The 22,060-nt window shown below is 71.5% G+C and carries 28 protein-coding genes and 1 pseudogene; 12 read left to right on the forward strand and 17 right to left on the reverse strand.

Translation table 11 applies throughout. The features are described from left to right. The first annotated feature begins 3 nt into the window (after nucleotides 1-3). Entirely contained in the window at nucleotides 4-378 is a 375-nt protein-coding gene (locus SNOUR_RS37795) for a winged helix-turn-helix transcriptional regulator (protein ID WP_067359123.1), read from the forward strand. Between the two features lie 233 nt (nucleotides 379-611). Next, a complete protein-coding gene (locus SNOUR_RS37800) occupies nucleotides 612-1,052 on the forward strand; it encodes a phage tail protein (RefSeq protein WP_067356243.1) in 441 nt (146 codons plus the stop codon). A gap of 108 nt (nucleotides 1,053-1,160) precedes the next feature. Here SNOUR_RS37800 and SNOUR_RS37805 read toward each other — a convergent pair whose 3' ends face one another. Further along, nucleotides 1,161-1,664, reverse strand: coding sequence for a dihydrofolate reductase (locus SNOUR_RS37805; RefSeq protein WP_067356246.1), 504 nt, complete (start codon nucleotides 1,662-1,664; stop codon nucleotides 1,161-1,163). Then, nucleotides 1,661-2,458: a thymidylate synthase gene (locus SNOUR_RS37810; protein WP_067356248.1), complete on the reverse strand. Its 798-nt coding sequence runs from the start codon at nucleotides 2,456-2,458 to the stop codon at nucleotides 1,661-1,663. The genes SNOUR_RS37805 and SNOUR_RS37810 overlap by 4 nt, the downstream gene beginning before the upstream one ends. Between SNOUR_RS37810 and SNOUR_RS49340 the strand changes: the two genes are divergently transcribed. Together SNOUR_RS49340 and SNOUR_RS37815 are read left to right on the forward strand one after the other, a co-directional pair. Further along, nucleotides 2,367-3,029 carry a transposase gene (locus SNOUR_RS49340; RefSeq protein WP_376738566.1) on the forward strand — a complete coding sequence of 221 codons (663 nt, stop codon included), beginning with the start codon at nucleotides 2,367-2,369 and terminating at the stop codon, nucleotides 3,027-3,029. The two genes, SNOUR_RS37810 and SNOUR_RS49340, sit on opposite strands and share 92 nt — an antisense overlap. After that, nucleotides 2,942-3,277 carry an SHOCT domain-containing protein gene (locus SNOUR_RS37815; RefSeq protein ID WP_174717933.1) on the forward strand — a complete coding sequence of 112 codons (336 nt, stop codon included), beginning with the start codon at nucleotides 2,942-2,944 and terminating at the stop codon, nucleotides 3,275-3,277. Before SNOUR_RS49340 ends, SNOUR_RS37815 begins: the two co-directional genes overlap by 88 nt. Nucleotides 3,278-3,366: 89 nt before the next feature. Here SNOUR_RS37815 and SNOUR_RS37820 read toward each other — a convergent pair whose 3' ends face one another. The 4 genes from SNOUR_RS37820 to SNOUR_RS37835 all read right to left on the reverse strand — a co-directional run bounded on the left by SNOUR_RS37820 (nucleotide 3,367) and on the right by SNOUR_RS37835 (nucleotide 5,807). Then, nucleotides 3,367-3,903 (reverse strand): hypothetical protein, encoded by a 537-nt coding sequence (locus SNOUR_RS37820; RefSeq protein ID WP_067359125.1) that lies wholly within the window; start codon nucleotides 3,901-3,903, stop codon nucleotides 3,367-3,369. A gap of 97 nt (nucleotides 3,904-4,000) precedes the next feature. Further along, nucleotides 4,001-4,597, reverse strand: a complete 597-nt coding sequence (locus tag SNOUR_RS37825) for a SixA phosphatase family protein (protein WP_067356250.1) — start codon at nucleotides 4,595-4,597, stop codon at nucleotides 4,001-4,003. A gap of 137 nt (nucleotides 4,598-4,734) precedes the next feature. Further along, complete coding sequence (locus SNOUR_RS37830) at nucleotides 4,735-4,932, reverse strand: DUF6126 family protein (RefSeq protein WP_039639173.1); 198 nt, start codon at nucleotides 4,930-4,932, stop codon at nucleotides 4,735-4,737. A 137-nt stretch (nucleotides 4,933-5,069) separates the two neighbouring features. Next, on the reverse strand, nucleotides 5,070-5,807 hold the full coding sequence (locus SNOUR_RS37835; protein ID WP_067356253.1) for a Type 1 glutamine amidotransferase-like domain-containing protein: 738 nt from the start codon (nucleotides 5,805-5,807) through the stop codon (nucleotides 5,070-5,072). Nucleotides 5,808-6,059: 252 nt separating this feature from the next. Between SNOUR_RS37835 and SNOUR_RS37840 the strand changes: the two genes are divergently transcribed. Together SNOUR_RS37840 and SNOUR_RS37845 are read left to right on the forward strand one after the other, a co-directional pair. Continuing rightward, nucleotides 6,060-6,557, forward strand: coding sequence for a ribonuclease FAU-1 family protein (locus SNOUR_RS37840; RefSeq protein ID WP_079143144.1), 498 nt, complete (start codon nucleotides 6,060-6,062; stop codon nucleotides 6,555-6,557). A gap of 364 nt (nucleotides 6,558-6,921) precedes the next feature. Continuing rightward, nucleotides 6,922-7,260 carry a DUF3040 domain-containing protein gene (locus SNOUR_RS37845; RefSeq protein WP_067356256.1) on the forward strand — a complete coding sequence of 113 codons (339 nt, stop codon included), beginning with the start codon at nucleotides 6,922-6,924 and terminating at the stop codon, nucleotides 7,258-7,260. Between the two features lie 59 nt (nucleotides 7,261-7,319). On the opposite strand, the gene SNOUR_RS37850 is transcribed toward SNOUR_RS37845, so the two are convergent. The 11 genes from SNOUR_RS37850 to SNOUR_RS37900 all read right to left on the reverse strand — a co-directional run bounded on the left by SNOUR_RS37850 (nucleotide 7,320) and on the right by SNOUR_RS37900 (nucleotide 17,361). Next, the gene (locus SNOUR_RS37850) at nucleotides 7,320-7,646 is read right to left on the reverse strand and encodes a hypothetical protein (RefSeq protein WP_039639178.1); all 327 of its coding nucleotides are present in this window, start codon (nucleotides 7,644-7,646) and stop codon (nucleotides 7,320-7,322) included. A 277-nt stretch (nucleotides 7,647-7,923) separates the two neighbouring features. Next, nucleotides 7,924-8,205 (reverse strand): acylphosphatase, encoded by a 282-nt coding sequence (locus tag SNOUR_RS37855; RefSeq protein WP_174717934.1) that lies wholly within the window; start codon nucleotides 8,203-8,205, stop codon nucleotides 7,924-7,926. Between the two features lie 150 nt (nucleotides 8,206-8,355). Further along, nucleotides 8,356-8,733 (reverse strand): 5-carboxymethyl-2-hydroxymuconate Delta-isomerase, encoded by a 378-nt coding sequence (locus SNOUR_RS37860; protein ID WP_067356258.1) that lies wholly within the window; start codon nucleotides 8,731-8,733, stop codon nucleotides 8,356-8,358. Nucleotides 8,734-8,794: 61 nt separating this feature from the next. Further along, on the reverse strand, nucleotides 8,795-9,907 hold the full coding sequence (locus SNOUR_RS37865) for a prephenate dehydrogenase (protein WP_067356261.1): 1,113 nt from the start codon (nucleotides 9,905-9,907) through the stop codon (nucleotides 8,795-8,797). A 112-nt stretch (nucleotides 9,908-10,019) separates the two neighbouring features. Further along, nucleotides 10,020-10,958 (reverse strand): DMT family transporter, encoded by a 939-nt coding sequence (locus SNOUR_RS37870; RefSeq protein WP_067356263.1) that lies wholly within the window; start codon nucleotides 10,956-10,958, stop codon nucleotides 10,020-10,022. Continuing rightward, the gene (locus tag SNOUR_RS37875) at nucleotides 10,955-12,274 is read right to left on the reverse strand and encodes an aminotransferase-like domain-containing protein (protein ID WP_067356266.1); all 1,320 of its coding nucleotides are present in this window, start codon (nucleotides 12,272-12,274) and stop codon (nucleotides 10,955-10,957) included. Before SNOUR_RS37875 ends, SNOUR_RS37870 begins: the two co-directional genes overlap by 4 nt. Further along, nucleotides 12,271-13,197, reverse strand: coding sequence for a phytanoyl-CoA dioxygenase family protein (locus tag SNOUR_RS37880; protein WP_067356268.1), 927 nt, complete (start codon nucleotides 13,195-13,197; stop codon nucleotides 12,271-12,273). Before SNOUR_RS37880 ends, SNOUR_RS37875 begins: the two co-directional genes overlap by 4 nt. Beyond that, nucleotides 13,194-14,354, reverse strand: coding sequence for an alpha-hydroxy acid oxidase (locus tag SNOUR_RS37885; RefSeq protein ID WP_067356270.1), 1,161 nt, complete (start codon nucleotides 14,352-14,354; stop codon nucleotides 13,194-13,196). Before SNOUR_RS37885 ends, SNOUR_RS37880 begins: the two co-directional genes overlap by 4 nt. Continuing rightward, entirely contained in the window at nucleotides 14,351-15,448 is a 1,098-nt protein-coding gene (hppD, locus tag SNOUR_RS37890; protein WP_067356273.1) for a 4-hydroxyphenylpyruvate dioxygenase, read from the reverse strand. Before hppD ends, SNOUR_RS37885 begins: the two co-directional genes overlap by 4 nt. Nucleotides 15,449-15,531: 83 nt before the next feature. After that, nucleotides 15,532-16,248: a dihydroxyacetone kinase subunit DhaL gene (gene dhaL / locus SNOUR_RS37895; RefSeq protein WP_079143145.1), complete on the reverse strand. Its 717-nt coding sequence runs from the start codon at nucleotides 16,246-16,248 to the stop codon at nucleotides 15,532-15,534. A gap of 336 nt (nucleotides 16,249-16,584) precedes the next feature. Further along, on the reverse strand, nucleotides 16,585-17,361 hold the full coding sequence (locus tag SNOUR_RS37900) for an IclR family transcriptional regulator (protein WP_067356276.1): 777 nt from the start codon (nucleotides 17,359-17,361) through the stop codon (nucleotides 16,585-16,587). Nucleotides 17,362-17,418: 57 nt separating this feature from the next. On the opposite strand from SNOUR_RS37900, the gene dhaM reads away from it, so the two are divergent. The 6 genes and pseudogenes from dhaM (at nucleotide 17,419) to SNOUR_RS37930 (ending at nucleotide 22,018) form a co-directional block, all read left to right on the forward strand. Next, nucleotides 17,419-17,811, forward strand: a complete 393-nt coding sequence (gene dhaM / locus SNOUR_RS37905; protein WP_067356278.1) for a dihydroxyacetone kinase phosphoryl donor subunit DhaM — start codon at nucleotides 17,419-17,421, stop codon at nucleotides 17,809-17,811. A gap of 84 nt (nucleotides 17,812-17,895) precedes the next feature. Further along, a pseudogene (locus SNOUR_RS37910) lies at nucleotides 17,896-18,591 on the forward strand (amidohydrolase family protein); the annotation flags it as partial. Nucleotides 18,592-18,683: 92 nt separating this feature from the next. Then, the gene (locus SNOUR_RS37915; protein WP_067356282.1) at nucleotides 18,684-19,115 is read left to right on the forward strand and encodes a helix-turn-helix domain-containing protein; all 432 of its coding nucleotides are present in this window, start codon (nucleotides 18,684-18,686) and stop codon (nucleotides 19,113-19,115) included. 80 nt (nucleotides 19,116-19,195) lie between these two features. Beyond that, complete coding sequence (locus tag SNOUR_RS37920) at nucleotides 19,196-20,092, forward strand: alpha/beta fold hydrolase (protein WP_067356284.1); 897 nt, start codon at nucleotides 19,196-19,198, stop codon at nucleotides 20,090-20,092. Nucleotides 20,093-20,157: 65 nt separating this feature from the next. Continuing rightward, complete coding sequence (locus SNOUR_RS37925) at nucleotides 20,158-20,640, forward strand: hypothetical protein (protein WP_067356287.1); 483 nt, start codon at nucleotides 20,158-20,160, stop codon at nucleotides 20,638-20,640. A gap of 154 nt (nucleotides 20,641-20,794) precedes the next feature. Further along, nucleotides 20,795-22,018, forward strand: coding sequence for a cytochrome P450 (locus tag SNOUR_RS37930; RefSeq protein ID WP_067356289.1), 1,224 nt, complete (start codon nucleotides 20,795-20,797; stop codon nucleotides 22,016-22,018). Nucleotides 22,019-22,060 lie beyond the last annotated feature (42 nt).

Consider the following 22,060-nt stretch of genomic DNA (forward strand, 5'->3'; position numbering starts at 1 on the left):
TACGTGACGACCGACGCCTTCCTCGCCGACTGCCGTGCCCGCCTCGCCTTCGACCTCCTCTCCAACACCTGGAACGCCGTTGTGCTCTGGGCACTGCGCGACGGCCCCAGGCGCCCGGTCGAACTACGCCGCCAGATCGGGGGAATCAGTTCCAAGGTCCTCACCGAGACGCTGCGGCGCTTGCAGTCCAACGGGCTGGTGGACCGACAGGCACACCCCGGAGCGCCACCGCGCGTCGAGTACCAACTCACCGCCCTGGGGCGGACTTTGCTGGCACCCATCGACGCTGTCGGAGCATGGGCCTTCGAGCACGGCGATGAGCTCATGGCCGCCCAGGAAGCCGCATGCACCGCCACCCTCCAGTCCCGCTCGGAGTGAGCGCAGGCGCCGCCAGCGGATGAGCGCGCATCCAAGGGCGAGGAAGATGACGAGGGCCCCATCGGGGCTCGTACCGGGGCGCGGCGTCGTTGTCTCATAACGGCCGGTCGTCGCGGTCCGGCTGGTGCGGGGCACCGTGTAACCGCTCCGCGTTTGAGGCGTTAGGCCGCATAGGCCGGCCGGGGGAGACGACAGCCGGCCGTCAAACTCACGAGCAGCAGGAGGAGTTCATCGTGTTGACCGGTGACAGCTTCAGCAGCAGCACCTTTGCCATCGAGCTCGGCAAGTTCCAGGTGGAGACCGTCCAGTCCGTCTCAGGACTCCAGCTGGACCAGGACGTGGTGGAGGTCAGGGATGTCTCTCCGGCGGGGGAACTCCTGATCCGCAAGCAGGCGGGATCCCGCAGGACCGGCGAGATCACGATCACTCGCGGCATGGACAAGAGCGCTGCCTTCACCGACTGGATCAGGGCCACTCTCATCAACGCCGACCTGGACGCGGTCCGTCAGAACATCACCATCGCCCTGACGGACGCGAAGAAGCAAACCGTCCGCCGCATCCACCTCACCAACGCCTGGGCGTCCCGCTGGGAGGGACCGTCCTTGGAAGCATCCGAAGCCGGGCCCGCCACGGAACAGGTGACGATCACATACGAAGACCTCATCGTCGAGTAACCGTGGAGTTCCGTACGGGGGATCACACCCGAAGCCGTAGCCGGATCGCGGCGACGAAGCCGGTGGGCCGCCCACCATGGCTCACGTGAGTCGGAGTGTGGGGTGCCTTCAGCGGGTGTATCGGCGGATGCGGTAGCGCAGCCCGGACGTCGAGGACTGCCAGCCCTTGTCCTCGGCAACTTTCCACGTCGGGCCCAGTACCGGGGCGTAGACGTCGCCGCTCACCGTCGAGTCGATTTCCGTCACCGAGAGCGTCGTGGCGTATTCCAAGGCTGCACGGTAGATTTCACCGCCGCCGATCACCCATGCCGCAGTAGGCGCGGTCGACTTCAGCGGCTCGGCCGCGAGTTCCAGCGCCTCGGCGACGGAACCAGCGCGCTCCGCGCCTTCGGCCACCCACCGTGGGTCGCGCGTCACCACGATGTTGCGCCTGCCGGACAGCGGACGGAATCGCGGGGGCAGCGAATCCCATGTCCTGCGCCCCATCACCACAGGATGGCCGAGGGTGGTCGCCTTGAAATGCGCCATGTCCTCAGGCAGTCGCCACGGAATCGCGTTGTCCGCGCCGATCACACCGTCAAGAGTCTGCGCCCAGATCAGCCCGACGTTCACACCGCCACCGGGGCCTTGATGGCGGGGTGATGCTGATAGCCGAGCACTTCCACATCGGAGTAGGCGTAGTCGAAGAGCGAATCGGCCTGGCGCAGACGCAATGTGGGGAACTCGAACGGAGTGCGTGAGAGCTGCTCGGTGACCTGCTCGATGTGGTTGTCGTAGATGTGGCAGTCCCCGCCGGTCCAGATGAAGCTGCCCGGCTTGAGGCCGGCCTGCTGCGCCACCATGTGCGTGAGCAGGGCGTAACTGGCGATGTTGAACGGGACGCCGAGGAACAGGTCCGCGCTGCGCTGATACAGCTGGCAGGACAGCTTGCCGTCGGCGACGTAGAACTGGAACAAGGCGTGACACGGCGCGAGCGCCATGTTGGCCAGCTCGCCGACGTTCCAGGCGGAGACGATCATTCGGCGGGAGTCCGGGTCACTGCGCAAAGTGGCGAGGACCTCGCTGATCTGATCGATGTGCCTGCCGTCCGGGGCGGGCCAGGAGCGCCACTGCGCGCCGTACACCGGACCGAGCTCGCCGTTCGCGTCGGCCCACTCGTCCCAGATGGTGACACCGTGCTCGCGCAACCAGCCGACGTTTGAGTCGCCGCGCAGGAACCACAGCAGCTCGTACACGATGGACTTGAGATGCACCTTCTTGGTGGTGACCAACGGGAACCCCTGCGAGAGGTCATAGCGCAGTTGGTGCCCGAAGATGCTCCGGGTGCCGGTGCCCGTCCGGTCGGCCTTGGCCGTCCCGGAGGTGAGTGTCAGTTGCAACAGGTCTTCGTACTGGGTGTCCACCACAGCCGTCGAGTCTACTGGTCCCCGGGGCGCGCTCGAGACGTCGATCAAGGTCGTGGAACGAACGCGAGATGACGCGTGGAGACCTGGCAGTCGACCAGTGGCTGCGTCTGAAGCGGTGTTGCCGCCGCTGTCGAGACGGGGACGCGGGCCGTGGGACCGCCGTCAGGTCTTCGACGGGATCGGGTGGCGGCCGCGAACCGGATCGCCATGGCGGGACTTGCCGGAGCGGTACGGACCGTACGCCGGCGCGGTGCGAGGGCGACGTCCGGATCGTCGCCGGTGCCCTCCCGCGAGGTGTCCACACAGACGGACACAGACAGACACGGACGGGCACGGACGGGCCCGGCCGGGCGGGGCCGCCGCCGCTCACCGCCAGCATGCGCCCGCCCGGCGACGGCGCGCGAGAATCGACGTGAGGGCACCCGTGCGGATGCCGCCCGCTTCAGGGCCCGTATCCGCCCGGTGCCGGGAAGGAGAGGTCCCATGTTGTTCTGGTACCACCACCACGGTGGCGCCGGGTGGGGCTGGCTCGCGGCCACGGTCGGCATGGTCCTGTTCTGGGCACTGGTGATCACGGTCGGCGTCCTGCTCTTCCGCGCCCTGGTCCGTCCCGGCCCGTCCGGCGGGGGCGGGCCCGGCCGCCGCTATCCCGGTTGGCACCACGAAGGTCCCCCGCCCGGCGGGTCGTCCACGGCGGAGCAGATCCTCGCCGAGCGCTACGCCCGCGGGGAGATCGAGGACGAGGAGTACCAGCGGCGGCTGGCCGTGCTCCGCTCCGCACCGGGCGGACCGAAGCAACCGGACGCCCCGGGACCCTGACCGGGACGGTGACCGGGACGAGTCCTACCCGTCCCGTACGGCACCGGTGACGTGCAGTTCCGCGGCCTCCCCGGCCCCGGGGCTCGCCCCTAGTGCTGTAGCTGCGCCTTGAGGAGCACGATCACCAGGCCGAGGATCAGGTTCACGACGGCCGAGGCCACCACCAGGGCACGCGAGGCCCCGGCACGGGTCGCGGCCCTGGTGGCCCAGCCGATCTGCTCGGCCACGGCGACGGCGAGCGCGAACCACGCGGTGTCCTGGAGGCTCAACCGCAGCAGCGGGCTGATCGCCACCGCGACGGCCGGTGCCAGCGCCGCCTGCGCGATCGGCCACTCGTGGACCGCCACATGACGGACCCTGTTCCACGTCAGGTGCCGGTAGGTCGCCAGCTCGCCGACGAGCCGCGCGTAGACGTGCGCGATCCAGAAGACCAGCCCCGTGACGAGCAGCAGGAGCACCAGTCCCACCCGGGGGAACGGCCCGAACGTGGCGGCGCCGGCCACGACGGACGCGGCCTGCAGGGAGCCGTAGACCGCACCGTCGTAGTCGGTGGGTACCGCCGGCGGCTCGTCCGGCCGCCGGAGGGCTTCCCGGCTCTGGTCGTCCGCGCCCGCACCATCCGCCATGCCCCACAGAATCGCCGCGGACTCCCCGGCCCGCACGGCGGGCTCGTGCGGCGTCGGACCATGGGGGTGAAAGGTCGCCCGACGGCGGCCGGGTCGCTCAGTGGTCGCCCGGCGCCGGACCACGGGGCACGGCGAAGGCGGTGAGCGCCGCGGCGCCCGGCTCCAGGCGGGCCCATCCGCCGGGCAGCGTCAGCACCGCCACCGCTGAGGTGGGGAACTTCCCACCGGCCCGGTCCAGCGCCTCGCCGTCCCCCTCGCCGGCCAGCGCCAGGACCAGGTCCTGCACGGCCGGCTGGTGGCCGATCACCAGAGCGGTCCGGCACCGCTCCGGGATCCCGCTCAGCACCTCCAGCACGGCGGACGCGCTCGCCGCGTAGATCCGGGGCTCGAAGACCACGTCCGGGGCCACGGGGGCCACCGGGGCCGCATGGTCCCCTCGGGTCGCCGGTGGCGCATACTCCGGCTGGAGCTCCCCGGCGACCAGCTCCCAGGTCTCTCGGGTCCGCCGGGACGTCGAGCAGATCACCAGGTCGGGCACGCAGCGCTGCTGCCGCAACCACCGGCCGGCCGCCGGCGCGTCCCGCCGTCCCCGGCCCGCGAGCGGACGCTCGTGATCGGAAACACCCTCCGGCCAGGCGGATTTCGCGTGCCGCAGCACGATCAGGCGGGTGGACGTGTCATCGGAGGCATTCATGCAACAACTCGCTGGAGTAGGGCCGACACCCGCAGGCTACCCGGCCCGGCGCGGCACTGTCCCGGGCATCCGCGGCACCGCTCGGCCCGCTGCCCGTCCGCCGCCGTCGGGGTGCCGCACTGCTTCGGCCCGACCCGCTACTTCTGCGCGTGCGACCCCAGATAGAACAGCAGGGCCATGAACCCCAGGAGGAGATGGCTCCCGGCGATGTAGAGGAAGACCCGCACGGATGCCCCGCGTTCCTTCCGGGCCTCCGACATCCCGCCGCCGAAGGAGGGATCGGGCGCGGACGACGCCGCGTCGGTGGGCCGTCCGGTGCTGTGGTCGTCGGTCATGGCGTGCTCGTGCTGTCCGTATCCGGGAGCCGGGCAGCGCGGTCGTGGTCGGTGGGACCGGCCGGACCTGCCCCTCCCCGTCCTCCGCCCGCGACCGTCCCCCAGGCATGAGAGAAGAATGGCGAAACCCCGCAAGTCTAGGACACGGCGGGGAGCCGGCGGGGCTCGATGCGCTCCTCCACCGCCGCGTCGCCGTCGCGCGTGACGATGTAGGCACCCTTGCCCGGGACCTCGGTCACGGCCTCGACCAGCTCGGTGCCGCGGTAGACCAGCCCCACACCGTCATCCGTGCAGTGCGCCACCGGCAGGGTGCCGTCCGCCACCAGCCGGTGGGTGAGCGGCCGGCGGCCCCGGTCGACGTCGTAGTGCACGCCGTTGCCGTAGGGCAGGAAACCGAGGGCGTTGGTGACGGGCCGCAGCTCCGGTCCGAACGAGTCGGTCGCGCCCCCTTGGAACCAGCACAGGGAACCCGCGCTCACCCCGCTCAGCACGACCCCGGCCTCCCACGCCCGCCGCATGACGCGGTCCAGTCCGTGCACGCGCCACACGGCCAGCAGATTGGCCACCGAGCCGCCCATGACCCAGACGACGTCCTGATCGAGGACGGCGCCCTCGACGTCGTCGAGATTGGGCATGGGGAACAGGTGCAGCGGCGTCAGGTCGAACCCGGCCACCCGGGCGGCCTCGGTCATCCGGGAGGTGAAGTGCTCGGCGTCCCCGATGGCCGTGCCGACGTACATGACGCGGGGGCGGCGGCCGTGGGCGCCGGAGAGCTCGACGGCGTGGTGCACCAGGGAGTTGAACGTCACCATGGTGCGACCACCCGTGCGGTGCCCTCCGGAGGTGGCGAGAACGGTCGGTGTCGGTGCGGCCATGATCACGACCTTAGTGGTGGGTGCCGGGGCGACGCCACGGCCCCACCTCAAATCGGTTGCGGGGAAGGCCGCTTGCCCCGCTCGCCGCACGGCGGGACGCGCCGGGCGCGCAGTGCGGTGGGACGAACGCCGCGGCACCGCACCGTGCCGCACCGCGCCGCGCCGCGAAAAAGCGTTGGCCCGGTCGCCCCGGTCCGGGAGAAAGTGCCTGCGATCCGTGCGGAGTTCGTGAGTCTGGGAGGCGGGAGAGCTGTGGTGACCGGGGCGGTGCTGTCGGTGGGCGGCGAAGTGCACGTCACGCTGGTGAAAGGGGGGCGGACCAAGGTGCGGTACCCCGCAACCGTCGTGCACGACGACGGCGTGCACGCCGTCGTGCGGGCCCTCTGGGCGCGGCCCACCGTCCGGGACTTCGGCTTCGTCCGGTTCGAGCCGGGCGATGTCTTCACCGAGCACTACTGGCGCGACCGCTGGTACGCGGTCAAGGAGGTCCGGGCCGGCGACGGCACGGTCAAGGGCTGGTACTGCGATGTGACGCGCCCCGCGGAGATCGGCCCGGGCAGCATCGCGGTCGAGGACCTGGACCTGGACCTGTGGCAGTCGGCAGACGGCGCGACCGTGCTCCGCCTGGACGAGGACGAATTCGCGCAGAGCGGTATCGAGCACCGCGATCCGGCAGCGGCGGCCCGGGCGCGGCAGGCCCTGGACACCCTCGAAGACCTCGCCCGCGCCGGAAGGTTGGACACGCCCTGACCGGGCCGGCCCGCCGCCGGTCCGTCGACTTGCGCAACGGCCGAAGCTGTGCCTGGTGCCTGGTGCCTGGTGCCTGGTGCCTGGTGTCTGATGCCTGCTGTTGTGGTCTCGATGCCGGTGCGGAGGCCCGTGCGAGGGGCGCCGTCGGCCCACTCCGTTGCCGCGGTCGGAATGGTGTCGTCATGAGCCTGTGACGGCGGTATCGGCGCAGGTCACAGCCGTTGCGGCGATGCCTGGCCGGGCGCCGTCCGGCACCGGGCGCGGGGCGGTGGCCGGGGCGCACCGATTGCCTGGTCGGCGGGCCGGGCTCACAGTGGGAGGCAGCGTGGAAGGAGCGGGGGCGGTCTCACGGAGGAGTACCGCTATGACTGAGGCACTCTCCCGCCGGGAGCAATTCCTCCTGGCACAGATCGAACAGGACCTGCGTGCGGAGGACACGGAGCTGGACCGGCGCCTGACGACCATGCGATGGGACGTCCCGCCGCCGCAGGAACCGCAGTCGGAAGGGCAGGGCGGCGCTCCTGCCGTGCGTGCGCTGGGCGTGCTGTTGCGGGGCCTGTTGGCCTCCGCCGCCACGGCCTCCATGACGGCGATGACCTCGGTGTGCGCGTCGCTCTGGAGCCTCACGCTGGCCTGCCTGGCCCGGCTCGTGGGCCGGTGGGCGAGGCCGCTGAGCACCGACGATCCGGAGCCGGCGGACTGACCGCGGGGCCATAGGCGAGCGCCGAGCGCCGAGCGCCGAGGACCGAAGGGCCAACCGCGTCAACGGCCGAGGGCCCTGCGCAGTTCCTCCTTGTTCATCGACGACCGGCCGTCGATGTGCCGCCGTCTGGCCTCCTCGTACAGCTGATCCTTCGTGGGCCCCTGGGCGCCCTGGTGCGAGCGCTCGCCGCCGCGCTGCGAGGCGGACTTGGGGTCCTGGGTCGAGACTCGGCTCGCGGTCCGGGATTCGCCGGCACGTGCCCGTTCCTTGTTCACCGTCCGCGCCGCGATCTCCTTGGCACGCTCGGGGGACTCGCCCCTCCGCTCCGCGCTCTCCTTGATGTGTTCGTACTGACGCTCACGCTTCCTGCTCGAACCGGCGGGCATGGGAATCTCCTCGCGCTGTCTGTGATGTCCGGGACCGGCGACGTCGGCCGGCGCCGGAGGATGTCCGGGGTCTGCGGCCGGGCTCTGCGGTCCGGCTGCTGCCCGGTGTCCGGTCCGTGCCTGGCGCCGTTGTCGCGCGACCGCGATGCCCGGGCGCCGCGCCCGACCGGCGGGCAGTGCCCCGCATCAGTTCACCGCCGATGGTGGGGTGGCGCTACTCCAGGCGGCGTCCGAGGGGGCTGGCCGGGCGATGCGCTGTGTCGGAGTACGTGGGGCTTCACGCGCGAGGCGTGGGGAGGACCTCGAAACCGCTCAGGCGCTCCGGCTCCTCGTCCCGCACCGCGACCTTCGTCACGGCCGCGGCCGGGGGTCCCTGGTGCGCCCAGTCGACCATCCTCGTGACATGGTCCTCAGGGCCTTCGAAGACCGCTTCGACGTCCCCGTCGGGAAGGTTGCGCACCCACCCGGTGACGCCCTGTGCAACAGCGTTCTGGCGGCAGGTGTCCCGGAAGAAGACTCCCTGCACCCGCCCCGACACGATGACGTGCTTCCGCACCATGGGCAGGACTTTAGGGCAACGGGCCGGGCGGGAGTACGACACCGCGGCGACCGGCGTGCCTCCGGCTGCCTGTGGGGACGGTCTGCCGGGGATGCGGCCGAGGGCCTGGACGGGGTCGTCCAGGCCCTCGGCGAGGAGGTGGGGGAAGCGTCACCGTTCGGTGCCGGCCGGCGTCACGTGTTTGGTGTAGGCCGCGTCGAGATCGCGGACCTCGACGGAGGCGTGCACGGTCAGCTGCGTCGCCGCTGCCGTGTGGGCGCGTACCAGGTCCAGCACCGCCTGGCCGAGTGCGGTCTTGGTCTCCGTGGTGCGGCCCGGCAGGATCGCGAAGTCCACGTGGATCAGGGCCTGTTGGGGAGCGTCATGGGCGATGACCACCTCCTCGACGCAGCGGAAGCGGGTCTTGCAGCTGTCGATGGTGATGCCGTCGACGGTCTTCGCGGCGAGCGCGTGCAGCTCGTGCGCGAAGCGGCGGGTGTCCAGGAACTCGCGCAGGGTCGCGTCGTGGTCGACGAGGATGTGCGGCATGGGGATCTCCTTCCGAGGGGGCGGGTGGGGAGTGGCGCGGACGGATGCCGTGGCTGGGGCGTCAGCGGACCGCCCAGCCGCGGTTGCGGAGGGCTTCGGTGAGCGGGCGTGCCACGTCCGGGGCGACCTTGAGCCGCACGGAGCCGGACGGGGCCGACGGGGACCGGGGGCCCGGAATGGTCGCGCCCTCCAGGTCGAGCCCTTCCAGGTGCAGTTGCGCCTCGTCCACGTCGTCGAGAAGCCGGGCGAGCGGCCGGCCGTGGTCGCCGAGGGCGACCGAGAGCACGGTGTGGGGGTGTGCCGCGGTGCCGCCGTACGACGGCGCGATGCGGGCACGCCCCTCGACGCCGCGGCGCAGCAGCGCCGTCAGGTCCGCCAGTGCGTCGGCCGTGGCGTCCGGCTCCCGGTCGGCGGCGGACAGGCGGGACAGGGCGTGCGCGGCGGTCGCCAGGTCCGCGCTGAGCTCGGTCAGGAGCGGGGTGAGGGCGGCGGCGTTGGCGGCGAGGATGTCGGCCCAGAGCCCGGCGTCGCCGGACGCGACCCGGGTGGCGTGGCCCATGCCGCGCCCGGCGAGCCGGACCGCGTACTCCTCGCCGTCCCGCAGCCGGGCGGCGGTGAGCGCCGCCATGAGGTGGGGGAGGTGGGAGACCAGGGCCACGGCGCGGTCGTGGTCGGGCGGATCCAGCAGCACCGGTACGGCGCCGCAGAGCGAGACGAGTTCCAGCGCGCGGTTGAGGGCGGACTCACGGGTCTCCGGGGTGGGGGTGAGCACCCAGTGGTGGTCCTGGAAGAGGTCGGCGCGGGCCGCGAGCGGGCCGGAGCGTTCCCGGCCGGCCAGCGGGTGCCCGCCGATCAGGGTGGTGGTGTCGCAGCCGAGGGCCAGGCACTCGGCGTGCGGCAGGGCCTTGACGCTCGCCACGTCGGTGTAGACGCGGGCCAGTCCGGCCTTCTGGTGGTCGGCGAGGGCCCGGGCGGTGTGCGACGGCGGGACGGCGATGACGGCGACGTCCACCGGTTCGGACGGGGGCCCGGGGATGCCGGCGCCGCGCGCGGCGGCGATCCGGACGCGGTCGGGATCGTGGTCGATCAGATGGGTGGTCACTCCGCGCGCGGTCAGTGCCAGGGCGATGGAGGTACCGATGAGACCGGTGCCGACGACTGCGGCGGTGTCCAAGGTGGCGCTCCTCGGCCGTGAGGGGGAGGGTGGCGGAGCAGGGCGGTGTTGCGGGTGTCCCGGGCCCGGCCGGGACGGCGGACGGGCGGGCCCGGGACGGTCGGTGCGCGGTTCAGCGGTCGGCCGGGGCCGGTGCCGCGGGCTCCTGGGCCGGAGCCGGTCTGCCGGTCACCCGCCGGACCAGCGACGGGTTGACGACCATCACGAGGTTGCCGAGGAGGATCAGCGCGACGCCCGCCAGGTCCCGGGCCGTCCAGGTGAACTTCTCGAAGACCGTGGACAGCAGCAGCGCCACGATCGGGAAGAGCACCATCGCGTAGGCGGCGCGCTCACCGCCGATCCTGCCGAGCAGGGTGAGATAGGCGCCGAAGCCCACCACCGACCCGAAGACGGCGAGATAGAGCAGTGAGCCGGTGTACTTCAGGGTGGGCTGGAACAGCGCGCCGCCCCCGAAGATCGCGGCGAACGGGGCCATCAGCAGCGCCCCGTACGCCATGGCGTAGCCGGTGCCCTGTACCACCGGGATGCCCGCCGCCTGGGTCTTGCCGGAGACCACGTTGCCCAGGCAGAAGACCAGGGTGCCGATCACCGAGAGGACGACGCCCTGGCCCGAACCGGAGGACAGGCCGAAGTTCTGGAACTCCGGCCAGAACACCGTGACGATCCCCAACAGCCCGACGGCCCCGCCGACCAGCATCTTCGCGGTGATGGTGCGCCGGAAGAAGACCCGGGCGAAGACCATGTTCACCAACAGGGACATGGCGAAGATGATCGACACCAGTCCGGTGGTCAGATGCTGTTCGGCGAAGTAGAAGCAGACGAAGTTGGTGGAGAACATCAGCGCGCCCATGAGGACGAACTGGCCGTGCACCCGCAGCGGATAGCGCAGCGGCAACCCCCGCAACCGGGCCCAGGCCAGCAGGATCACGGCGGCCAGCGCGAAGCGGTAGGCGATCGATGCCGTGGGGTGCACGTCCCCCAACTGCCCCTTGATGGCCAGCCAGGTGGAGCCCCAGATCAACACCGTCACGACATACAGGACGGCGTTCATCCGCAGCTCCGTTCCAGCAGCCCGGCCAGTCGGCGGGCGCCCTCGGCCACTTGATCCGGCGTCAAATAGCTGAGGGAGAGGCGCATTTGGTGACGGCCGCCGTCACCCTCGGGATAGAAGTAGCTCATCGGTGTCCAGATCACTCCGTGCTCGCGGGCGGACTCTTCCAGCAGTGCATTGTCCGCCGGAACCGGGAGGTTCAGGGTGAGGAAGAAGCCACCCGCCGGAGAGTTCCAGCTGATTCCGGCCGCCTCGCGCCGGTCCCGGGGCAGCAGCCGGTCGAGGTTGTCGAGCAGGATCCGCAGGTTGGACTGGTAGAAGTCGGCGGCGGGCTTGTTGGCCTCCCGCAGCCGGTAGTCGTGGCTGACCAGCATGCCGCCGATGACCGCCTGGCTGAGCGCCGGGGTGTTCACCGTCACCATGCCCTTGATCTTCGACAGTTCGTCGGCCAGCAGGGTGCGGCTGCCGTCCGGGGCCTGAACCTGCTGGTCGGCGATCACATAGCCGACCCGGGCACCGGGGAAGCAGGTCTTGGCGAACGAACCGAGATAGATCACCCGTTGCCGGTCGTCCAGCGCCTTGAGCGTGGGCAGGCCGCTGCCCGTCGGCGTGAAGAACCCGTACGGGTTGTCCTCCAGGACGAGCAGGTCCTCGGCGTCCGCCGCTGCCAGCAGCCGGCGGCGCCCGGCGACCGGCAGACAGGTGCCGGTCGGGTTGGAGAAGTCGGGCACCACGTAGAAGGCCCGCGGACGCTTCCCGGCGGCGCGCAGCTCGGCGACCGTCCGCCGCAGGACGTCCGGATCACACCCCTCCGGGCCCTCCGGGACGTGCACGGTCTCGATGTCCAGCAGCCGGGCGGCGCCGGTGATGCCGACGTAGCACGGCGAGGAGACCAGCAGGACGTCCGCGGGGTCGGCGAACAGGGCGCGCAGGACGAGGAACATCCCCTCCTGGGCGCCCACCGTGACCACCAGGGACTCCGGATCGGCGGTGATGCCCTCGTCGTTGCGCAGGGCGCGGGCGACCAGTTCGTGGATCTGGCCGTTGGTGCGCCCGTACTGGAAGAGCAGGGTGCGGACCTGGTCCGGGGAGCAGCCGCGCTCCTCGGTGAGGTACCGCTGGTAGGCGGTGAGGTAGTCGCCGATCTGCTCGACCTCGAAGAGCCCCTCGTACGGGCGGCCGGGGCCGAAGGAGATCGCCTCCGGGTAGCGGGAGGTGACCTCGTTGAGGAAGTTCATCACCTCCATCAGCGGATCGGCGAGCGAACCGTGCAGGCCCTGGGCCGGCAGCACGGTGGTGGGAGGTTCCTGGCTCACCTGGCGTCCTCCCACAGGACCGGGCAGAAGTCCGGGTCGGTGTAGTCGGGGTTGCCGCCCGCGTCCTTCCGGACGAGCACGTCGTTGTTGTAGACCACCAGGTCGCCGCCGGACAGCTGGTAGGGGCGCCACTGGTTGGTGCGGTCCTGGAGGTGGAGGGAGATGGCGCGGCGGGGCCGGTCGCTGACGTTGTAGCCGCTGCCGTGGTAGGTGCGGCAGTGGTGGAAGCTGATGTGTCCCTTGGGGATGGTCACGGGCACCTTGCGGACCTCCGCGTTGTTGAAGGCGGCGTTCTCCGCAAGCATGTCCTCAAGTTCGGAACGGTCGCGATCGGCGAAGTGGCGACTGGTGGAATCGTCGCCGCCGGTCTCCTTCCAACGGTGGCTGCCGTCCACCATCGTGATGGTCCCCATCTCCTCACCGCAGTCGTGGAAGGGGATGAAGGCGGTGAGCATCTCGTCGGAGGAGCAGGTCTGCCAGTAGTGGCGGTCGAAGTGCCAGGGCACGATGTTGCGCTCGTCGTCCATCCGCTGCGGCTTGTGGATCAGGGTGCTGTTCCACAGCCGTATCTGGCCGGTCTGCGCGATCCGCGCCGCGACCGCCGCGATGAGCGGCTTGGAGAGGATGGAGCGGATGGTGTCGTCCTCGTAGAAGATGTAGTCGTTGTGCCGGTGCACATCGCCCTTCTCCGGTTCCCAGTAGGCCAGCCGCGGCGGGCGGGTCGGCAGGGTGCGGTCCCGGTGGCCGGCATAGAAGCGGTCGGCCGCGGAGTCCAGCAGATCGACCTCCTCGTCGGTGAGCAGCTTCTTGGACAGGTACCAGCCGTGCTCCTGGTAGAACCGCACCTCCTCTTCGGTCGGCAGCAGTTCCTGCTCGGCGGGGGTCAGCGTGAAGCGGGTGTCGTTCGGCGCGGTGTCGGTCATGCCAGTTCCCTGTCGTCGTCGGTGAGGTGGGGGGAAAGGTGTGCGGAGCGGTGGAGCAGGTCCGGGGCGATCGCGTCGAGGCGGGGCCGGCCGGTCAGTGCCATCGCCTCTTCCAGTTCTTCCCGGAGGGCGGACAGGACCTGCGTGGCGCCGGCCTCGCCGTCGACGGCCAGGCCCCACAGGACGGGACGACCGACCAGGACCGCGCGGGCCCCGAGCGCCAGTGCCTTGAGCACGTCGCTCCCGCGGCGGACGCCGCCGTCGACGAGCACGTCGCACCGGTCGCCGGCCGCCGCGACGACCTCCGGGAGTGCCTCCAACGCCGGTACGGCACCGTCGAGTTGGCGTCCGCCGTGGGTGGAGACGATCAGGCCCGCCACCCCGAGTCCGGCCGCCCGTCGGGCGTCCTCCGCGGTCAGGACGCCCTTGAGCACCAGTGGCAGATCGGTCAGCGACCGCAGCCACGCCAGGTCGTCCCAGGTGAACGCGGCGTCGTGGTGCCGGGCGGCGTGTGCGGCGAGCGTGGAGCTGCCGGAACTGCCCTGGTACAGCCCGGGATCGTGGTCCTCGTCGAAGTTGGCGGGGCGGATGTGCGGGGGCAGACGGAAGCCGTTGCGCAGATCCCGCTCCCGACGGGCCATCCGCGGGGTGTCGACGGTGACCACCAGGGCCTGGTAGCCGGCGGCCTCGGCCCGGCGCACCAGGGACGCGGTGACCTCCCGGTGGCGCATCACGTACAGCTGGAGCCACAGCGGTCCGGCGGCGGCCCCCGCGATCTCCTCCAGCGAGATGCTGGAGAAGGTGCTGGCGATGGTGAGCGCGCCCACCGTGCCGGCCGCGCGCACGGTGGCGGTCTCACCGTCCGGGTGGACCAGCTGGTGGTAGGCCATGGGCGCGATGCCCACCGGAAACGCCACCGGACGGCCGAGCAGGGTGGTCGCCGTGTCGCAGCGGGAGACGTCGACCAGGGCGCGGGGGCGCAGTCGGTAGCGGTCGTAGGCCGCACGGTCCTCGCGCAGGGTGACCTCGTCGCCGCTGCCGCCGGCGATGTAGTCCCACACCGGCCGGTCGAGCCGGGCGCGGGCCGCCGAGGCGTAGTCCCGCGGGTTCAGCAGCAGTTCGGGTCGGGTGGCGCGGGAGGCGGTCGGCGCGGTCACCCGCCGACCCTCGCCGCGGCGCCCGCCGGTACGGCGGTGTCGGCGCGCTCCCGCTCGACGGCCTCGTAGAGGGCCTTGATGTTGCCGCTGCCGAAGGTGCGGGCGTCGAGCCGCTGGATCAGCTCGAAGAACACCGTGCGGCGGGCGTAGGGGGAGCGGGTGAAGACCTGCACCAGCTGGCCCCACTCGTCCCGGTCGGCCAGCAGGCCGAGGTCCTGGAGGACCGCCGGGTCGATGCCCACCTCGATGCCGCGCGCGGCCAGCGAGGCGTAGTAGCCGGCCGGGGTGGAGAGCAACTCCACGCCGGAACCGCGGAGTTCGCGGGCGGCGGTGACGATGTCGTCGGTGCCGTAGGCGACGTGCTGGACGCCCGGGCCGTCGAAGCCGTCGAGGAAGTCGTTGAGCTGTCCGCGGTTGCTGGTCGGGTCGGGCTCCACCATGGTGAAGGTGATGCCCCGGGTCGCGTCCTGGACGACCTTGGAGGCCATGGCCTGGCCGCCGACGACGATGTACTCGTCGTAGGTGTGCTTCAGGCCGAGCGCGCGCCCGTAGAAGTCGACCATGGTGTCCAGCGAGCCGGGGCGCAGGCACATGGCGAGGTGGTCGACGGAGCGCAGCAGCCCGGGGTCGGGCGCTCCGTCGTCGACGGGCAGGTACCGCTGCGGCAGGAACGCCCCTTCGGGGTCGTCGCGTTGGACGAAGGTGTGCACCAGGTCGTTGGTCGCGGCGATGGTGGCCCGGACGACCCGGCCGCCGGCGTCCTCGAACGTCTCGGGCTCGGACACCGCGTCGGCGCCCGCGGCCACCGCGGCCGCGAAGTCGCCGGCCGCGTCGGTGGACCGCAGGGCCACGTCCCGCACGCCGTCGCCGTGCTTGCGGACGAAGTGCGAGGCGGCGTGGTCGGCGTGCAGGGCCGAGGTCAGCACCAGGCGGACCCCGCCGTGGGCCAGGACCAGCGAGCGGGCGCCGGCGAGCCCGGTGAGCGGGCCGGCCTCGGCCACCACACGGAATCCGTAGGTGCCGCAGTAGTAGTGGGATGCCTGGTTGACGTCTCCGACGAAGAACTCGACGTGGTCGACGGAATGGGCGGTCACACTGATCCAATCTCTCGTGCGGGAGGGGTGGTGGCGCACCGGGCCGCCCCGCGGCGGAATGCCGCGGGGAGCCGGCCACGAGGTCAGGGCGAGGGGTTCGCCGGTGTCCCCGCCGCTTCGGCGAGGGCCCGGAAGACGTAGCAGGCCGAGGTGGCGCCGGGATCCTGGTGGCCGATGCTGCGCAGCCCCAGGTAGGAGGCCCGGCCCTTCCGGGCCTGGAGCGGGATGGTGGCCTGCATGCCGGCCTCGGCGGCCTGGGCCGCGGCGCACGCGGCGGCGGGCAGGCCGGCGCCGGCCTCCGCGGCGGCCCTGAAGGCGCCGATCGCGGGGGAGCAGGCATCGATCATGGTCTTGTCGCCGGGCACCGCCGCGCCCAGGCGCTGCATGGTGGCCAGCGCGGCGGTGAGGCCGGCGGCGAACCGGCGGGTGCCGACCTCGGGTTCGGTGCCGAGGGCCGCTCCCAGTGTGCGGAAGGCGCCCCCGTACAACGGCCCGGAGGCGCCTCCGACGGTGGAGATCAGCGTCTCGCCCGCGGTGAACAGTGCCGCGCCGGGCGAGGTAGGCGGTTGTGACGGGGCGTCGAGGGCGACGCGCACCGCCCTGAAGCCACGAGCCATGTTGGCCCCGTGATCCCCGTCCCCGATGGCGGAGTCGAGGCGGATGAGGTGGTCCTGATGCTGATGCATGGCCGTGCTGACACACCGCAGCCAGGCGAGAACGAGGGGGTGGTCCAGCGCGTCCCGGCCGGGCGCATCCGCACGGCCGTGTAACGTGCCGCGGTCCCTCTCAGGCTCCCGCATGGCAGGTGCTCCTTCGATCCCCCGTGCCGCAGCAATCGACGGCTACTGGATTACCAACGCATTACCGAAAGGCGTTCGGCATTACCGAATGCCGATAGGAAGCAAAACGCAGTGCCCCCGGTTGCGTCAAGGTTTTCCCGTACAAGCGAGCGGAGGCTTAACGGATCGGAAGGTGAACGACGGCCGGTGGAAGGCGAGTTGGTGAATCAGGGGTGACGTGGGGGAGCGGCGGGCCCGGGTGGGGTGGAGCGGCCGGGTGGGCGTCGATCGGGTGCGCCCCGCCGGCTGTCGGCCCCGCGGCCCGTGTCCGGTGGCCCGTTCACCCGGCGTACGAGCTCAATTGCAGGCCCGCAGGCCGGCGTTGCGCGGAGCGCCGAGATCCCTCGACAGGCTGCGCGCGACCTCGCGCACCGAAATGGCGTGTTCCTGGCGTGCGTTTTCGGCCAACAGTCTCTCGATCGGGCCCACCAGCCCCAGTCCGCCGACCACCTCACCGGTGCGGTCGAAGACCGGCGCCGCGATCCCCGCGTCACCGAGCGTCAACTCGTTCTCATCCACCGCGTACCCGGTCTCCCGCACCCGGTCCAACTGCGCCTGGAGTTCCGCCGGGTCGTCGAGACTGGAGCCGGTGACCCGCGGCAACTCGCCCGTCAGCAGTGCGGTGCGGCGTTCGGCGGGCAGGAAGGCGGCGATCGCCTTGCCCAGCGCGCAGGCGTTCCACGGCAGACTGGCCCCCGTCTCCAGCACCTGCATCGCCCCACCGGGCCGGAACGCATGGTGCACCACCAGCACATGACTGTCCGTCAGAATGCCGGTCCAGACGGCCGCGTCCGCCTGGGCGGCGAGCCGGTCGGCCCAGGTCGCCGCGCGAGTGCGCAGCTCGTGCGAGTCCAGGTAGGCGTTGCCCAGCGTCACCAGGCCAGGCCCCAGTTGGTACTTGCCGGACTCGCGGTCCTGGACGACCAGCCCCTCCGCCTCCAGGGTGCGCAGCAGCGCGTGGGCGGTCGGCTTGGCGACTCCGATCCGGTCGGCCAGTTCCGTCACGCCCAACCGCGGGGTCGCCGTGGCGAGTTCCCGCAGCACATGGATCGCCCTGTGCACCGCCTGGACCATGAACCGCTCCTCGGTCAGTATTGCTGAACGGCGTTCCGAACCGTAGGGTCCTTGTTCATGACACCGCTGGTTGGCATCGTACTTGTGTCGCACCGTGCGGAGATCGCCCTGGGGGTACGGTCCCTGGTCGCCGAACTGGCCGGCGCCGGGGTCATGGTGGCCGCGGCGGGCGGCACCGACGACGGCGGTACCGGTACGAGCTACGCCCGCATCCTGGACGCCCTGCACAGCACCGCCACCGACGCCGGCGTACTGGTCCTGCCGGACCTCGGCAGCTCGGTGCTCACCACGCGCCTCGTGTTGGACGACCACCCCGGCATCCGTGCCGTCCTCGCCGACGCCCCGTTCGTCGAAGGCGCCGTCGCCGCCGCCGTCACCGCCGCGACGGGCGCCGCCCTGCCCACCGTCGCCGAGGCCGCGGAGCAGGCCCGCCGCATCAGCAAGTTCTGACGGGAGCGCCGGACCGCACGGACCACCGACGCCGCCCCGCCGTGCGCGCCCGTCATAGACGGCATCAATGATCGCCATCGGAACCGCGTCATGGCGCACGCCACGGCGTCCGGCACCCGGGCCATGCGGGCACAGGTCGATGTGGTCCCCGCCTGCGGGCCGGCCGCCCTCGAAGGCGTCAACGAGGCGCGGACCGCACTCGCCGGCGTCCTCGACGTCCAGATCGTCGGCTTCCCCCAGCACGGTCTGCGCCAGGCACCCGGCACCGACGCGCTCCTGGAGCGAGCCGCCCGCGAGGGCCTGATCGACCCCGTCGGCGGCATCGACCCCGCGGGATTCGACGCCGCCCCCGACCAGCTGGAAACCGTCTTCGGCCCCGCCGAACGCCACCGCCTCGGAGTGGACATCCCTCTGCACGACCGCGGCGACCGGGGCCTGGTACCGCTGCGCGAGATCATCGCCCGCACCCGGGCCCTCGACATGGGCGGCCACGCCACCGTCAGCCACACCTTCTGCGTGCCCGAACTGGCGCCCAGGGAGCTCGACGCGCTGGCCGGGGAACTGGCCATGACCGGCGTCTCCCTGACCACGGTCGCCCTCGACTCCACCTCGGTCCTGCCCCACCGGCGGCTGCGCGCCCACGGCGTGCGGGTCGGCATCGGCTCCGACGGCGTACGCGATGCCTGGAGCCCGTTCGGCACCGCGGACATGCTGCACCGCGCCCATCTCCTCGGCTACTGCACCGGTGCCCGTCTCGACGAGGAACTCGACGCGCGCTTCCCGACTCTCCAACCTTCCCGACTCTCTAACCTTCCTTACTTTCCGCAAAATGCTCTATGTTTCTGCGGAGTGGGGAATGTTAGGGTATTTTCATGAGTGATCGCTTCTACTCCGTCGAGCAGGTGGCCGAGCACCTCGGGCTGCACGTGCGCACCGTCCGCAACTACGTGCGCGACGGGCGGCTCCCCGCCGTCCGGATCGGCAAGCAGTACCGCATCGCGCACGAGGACCTGGAGACCTTCACCGGTCGCCCGATGCCCGCGCCCGATGACGGAACGGTCGTGCGGCAGCGGCACACCGAGGTGTCGAGCATCGTGGAGATCGAGGACGTCGACTCCAGGACAGTCGACCGCCTGACCTCGCTGCTGATGACCGCGGCCGCGGGTCGCGGCCCGGGGGAGCGTCCGCTGCGGATCGAGACGGTGCACGACCGGGACCGGGCCCGGCTGAAGGTCATCGTCCTGGGCGGAGTGGCCGACACGGCCCGGCTGTTGGACTGCATGGAGGCGGTGCTCGCATCGTGAGCACGAGCGAGACCGCAGACAAGGGCATGGGGACAGAGATGGGGGCAGACATGGGGACTGGCACGGGAACAGGCGTGGGGATGGGGAAGGGGGCGGACGCGAGCGTGGACCTGAGCGCGGGCGCGAGCGTGCTCTACAGGTCCGAGGCCGGGGCGAAGGAGATCCTGGGGCGCTATCGGGCGGCGCTGGATGCCTGGCCCGTCCCGGCCGAGCACCTGCGGGTGCCGACCCGTCAGGGGGAGACGTTCGTCGTGGTCTCCGGGCCGCCGGACGCACCGCCCCTGGTGCTGTTGCATGGTTCGGGCGCGAACACGTCGATGTGGTGGGACGACGTGGCCACCTGGTCCAGGCACTTCCGCATCTACGCCGTGGACGTCATCGGCGAGCCGGGCTTCAGCGCGCCCGCCCGGCCGCAGCTGGCCTCGGAAGCCCCCGCACAGTGGGTGGACGACGTGTTGGACGGGCTCGGCATCGCGCGGGCAGCCATCGTGGCGACCTCCCTCGGCGGGTGGTGGGCACTGGACTACGCCCGCCGCCGACCGGAGCGGGTGACGCAGCTGGCGCTGCTGTGCCCGGGCGGCCTGGGACGCCAGAAGACGGGCTGGCTGTTCAAGGCACTGCTGCTGCGCGCCCTCGGACGCAAGGGCGTCGGCCGTTCGGTGCGCATGGTGACCGGCCTTCGAGACCCGAAACTCCAGCCCGTCCTCGACACCGTGATCCTCACCTTCACGCACTTCAAGCCGCGGACCGAGCGGCTGCCAGTCGTCCCGGACGAGGCGCTGCGCCGCTTCGCCATGCCGATGTTGGTCATCGCCGGGGCGCGCGACGCCCTGTTCGACTCCGCGGAGACCGCCCGACGGGTGCGCAGGTGCGCACCGCACGCGACGGTGCGCCTCCTGCCGGAGGCCGGACACGCCCTCCTCGGGCAGACCGACACCGTCCTGGAGTTCTTGCGGGGGTCGGCGGCCGGGCGGTAGGCGGCCTGGGGCGGCCACGGAAAACCGGCTGTCGACGCAGGGGCGCAACAGGTAGAAATGTGGTCATGACGGTCTTTTACTGCGCGAAGTGCGCCGCGCAACTCACCACGGAACTCCAGCGGCTGCCCGCGGTTCCGGAGGTCTCGATTGACGAGAGGGACCGTGACAAGCAGACCTTCCTGGCGCCGTCGACGGTGCCGCGGGGCCAGTACGCGATCGACCCGGAGCCCTGGGGCGCGCCTTTCGAACCTGCCGGGCACGAGCCCGGACGTTCGGCAGGTGATCGATCTCTGATGACCCCGTCGGGCTGGGGCGACGTGGTCTCCGCCGGTCCCAGGCACTCCGCGATCGTCCACCCGGAAGACGTCCCGACCCTGACCCTGGCCGACTGCGACCGACCCCATCAAGGCTGTTGCGGCCCCCTGGGCACCGGCGGCCGCAACATGGCCTGCACCTGCGGGACCCTCGTCGCCACCCTCGTCGCGGACTGTATGGGGCCGCACGAACTCCATCTCGATCCGATACGGGTGTATGCCTGGGACGGCTGACTGGTGGCGTCGTACCTCGCGGGGCCATCGGCCACGGACCGGACTGGCGCGGACGACAGTGGGTCGCGTGCCGGCAGTCATGCGCCCCCTGCGCACCCGCGCACCCCGGAGGCTCTCTGGACGCGCCCGCGCTCCGCCCTTAGCGTCACGCATCGTGACTAGCATCCCGCAGCCTCCTGACATCCTGTCACCAGAGTTCGCGATCGACCCCTACTCGGCGTACCGCGTGCTGCGCGAGCACTATCCGCTGCTGCACCACAAGGGCACCGACAGCTATCTGCTCTCCCGCTACGAGGACGTGGAACGGGCCTTTCGCGAGCCGGTGTTCACCAGTGACAACTACTCCTGGCAGCTCGAACCCGTCCACGGCGGACGCACACTGCCGCAGATGAGCGGTCGCGAACACGCCGTTCGCCGCGCCCTGGTGGCGCCGGCCTTCCGCGGCCGGGAACTGCGCGAGACGTTCCTGCCCCTCATCGAGCGGAACGCCCGGGAACTGATCGATGCCTTCCGCGGGGCGGAAGAGGTGGATCTGGTGGCGCAGTTCGCCACCCGCCTCCCGATCAACGTGATCCTCGACATGCTCGGACTGGACCGGGCCGACCACGACCGTTTCCACGGCTGGTACACCGCGGTCGTCGCTTTCATCTCCAACCTCGCCCAGGACCCCGGGATCGCGGCGGCCGGCCGGCACGCGGGCGACGAACTCGCCGCGTATCTGCACCCGATCATCCGGGAACGGCGTGCCGCGCCAGGTGACGACCTGCTGTCCAGGCTGTGCACCGCCGAGGTCGAGGGCGTCCGGATGACCGACCAGGACATCACCTCGTTCGTCAGCCTGCTGTTGTCCGCGGGCGGCGAAACCTCGGACAAGGCCATCGCCCTGCTCGTCCGCAACCTGCTGGCGCACCCCGATCAATGGGCCGCGGTACGCGCCGACCGTTCGTTGATACCCGTCGCCTTCGCCGAGACGCTGCGCCACACCCCACCGGTCCAGATGATCATGCGTCAGCCCGCCGCGGACGTCACCCTCAGCGGCGGCACCGTACCCGCGGGCGCCACCGTCGTCTGCCTGATCGGTGCCGCCAACCGCGACCCCCGCCAGTACTCCGAGCCCGAAGCCTTCGACGTCTTCCGCACCGACCTCAACCCGGACAGTGCCTTCAGCGCCGCCGCACAGCACGTCGCCTTCGGCCTCGGCCGGCACTTCTGTGTGGGCGCCCTGCTCGCCAGGGCCGAGGTCGAGACCGGGATCAACCAACTCCTCGACGCCTTCCCCGACCTGCGGTTCGCCGACGGTGCCGCACCCGGCGACGCGGGCGTCTTCACCCGCGGGCCGCAGCAGTTGCGGCTACGCCTCCGGGCCGGCGCGCCCTGACAGACCCCGCAGCCGGCCACCGGGGACGCACAGGCATCGCAC

The organism is Streptomyces noursei ATCC 11455 (assembly GCF_001704275.1).
GTDB classification, from domain to species: Bacteria; Actinomycetota; Actinomycetes; order Streptomycetales; family Streptomycetaceae; genus Streptomyces; species Streptomyces noursei.

Coding starts and splice junctions, on each gene's coding strand:
- SNOUR_RS49340 (WP_376738566.1), top strand. CDS start 2,367: ATGCTCCGGGTGCCGGTGCCCGTCCGGTCGGCCTTGGCCGTCCCGGAG.
- SNOUR_RS37815 (WP_174717933.1), top strand. CDS start 2,942: ATGTTGTTCTGGTACCACCACCACGGTGGCGCCGGGTGGGGCTGGCTC.
- SNOUR_RS37820 (WP_067359125.1), bottom strand. CDS start 3,903: ATGGCGGATGGTGCGGGCGCGGACGACCAGAGCCGGGAAGCCCTCCGG.
- SNOUR_RS37825 (WP_067356250.1), bottom strand. CDS start 4,597: ATGAATGCCTCCGATGACACGTCCACCCGCCTGATCGTGCTGCGGCAC.
- SNOUR_RS37830 (WP_039639173.1), bottom strand. CDS start 4,932: ATGACCGACGACCACAGCACCGGACGGCCCACCGACGCGGCGTCGTCC.
- SNOUR_RS37835 (WP_067356253.1), bottom strand. CDS start 5,807: ATGGCCGCACCGACACCGACCGTTCTCGCCACCTCCGGAGGGCACCGC.
- SNOUR_RS37845 (WP_067356256.1), top strand. CDS start 6,922: ATGACTGAGGCACTCTCCCGCCGGGAGCAATTCCTCCTGGCACAGATC.
- SNOUR_RS37850 (WP_039639178.1), bottom strand. CDS start 7,646: ATGCCCGCCGGTTCGAGCAGGAAGCGTGAGCGTCAGTACGAACACATC.
- SNOUR_RS37855 (WP_174717934.1), bottom strand. CDS start 8,205: ATGGTGCGGAAGCACGTCATCGTGTCGGGGCGGGTGCAGGGAGTCTTC.
- SNOUR_RS37860 (WP_067356258.1), bottom strand. CDS start 8,733: ATGCCGCACATCCTCGTCGACCACGACGCGACCCTGCGCGAGTTCCTG.
- SNOUR_RS37870 (WP_067356263.1), bottom strand. CDS start 10,958: ATGAACGCCGTCCTGTATGTCGTGACGGTGTTGATCTGGGGCTCCACC.
- SNOUR_RS37880 (WP_067356268.1), bottom strand. CDS start 13,197: ATGACCGACACCGCGCCGAACGACACCCGCTTCACGCTGACCCCCGCC.
- dhaL (WP_079143145.1), bottom strand. CDS start 16,248: ATGCGGGAGCCTGAGAGGGACCGCGGCACGTTACACGGCCGTGCGGAT.
- SNOUR_RS37900 (WP_067356276.1), bottom strand. CDS start 17,361: ATGGTCCAGGCGGTGCACAGGGCGATCCATGTGCTGCGGGAACTCGCC.
- dhaM (WP_067356278.1), top strand. CDS start 17,419: ATGACACCGCTGGTTGGCATCGTACTTGTGTCGCACCGTGCGGAGATC.
- SNOUR_RS37915 (WP_067356282.1), top strand. CDS start 18,684: ATGAGTGATCGCTTCTACTCCGTCGAGCAGGTGGCCGAGCACCTCGGG.
- SNOUR_RS37920 (WP_067356284.1), top strand. CDS start 19,196: ATGGGGAAGGGGGCGGACGCGAGCGTGGACCTGAGCGCGGGCGCGAGC.
- SNOUR_RS37925 (WP_067356287.1), top strand. CDS start 20,158: ATGACGGTCTTTTACTGCGCGAAGTGCGCCGCGCAACTCACCACGGAA.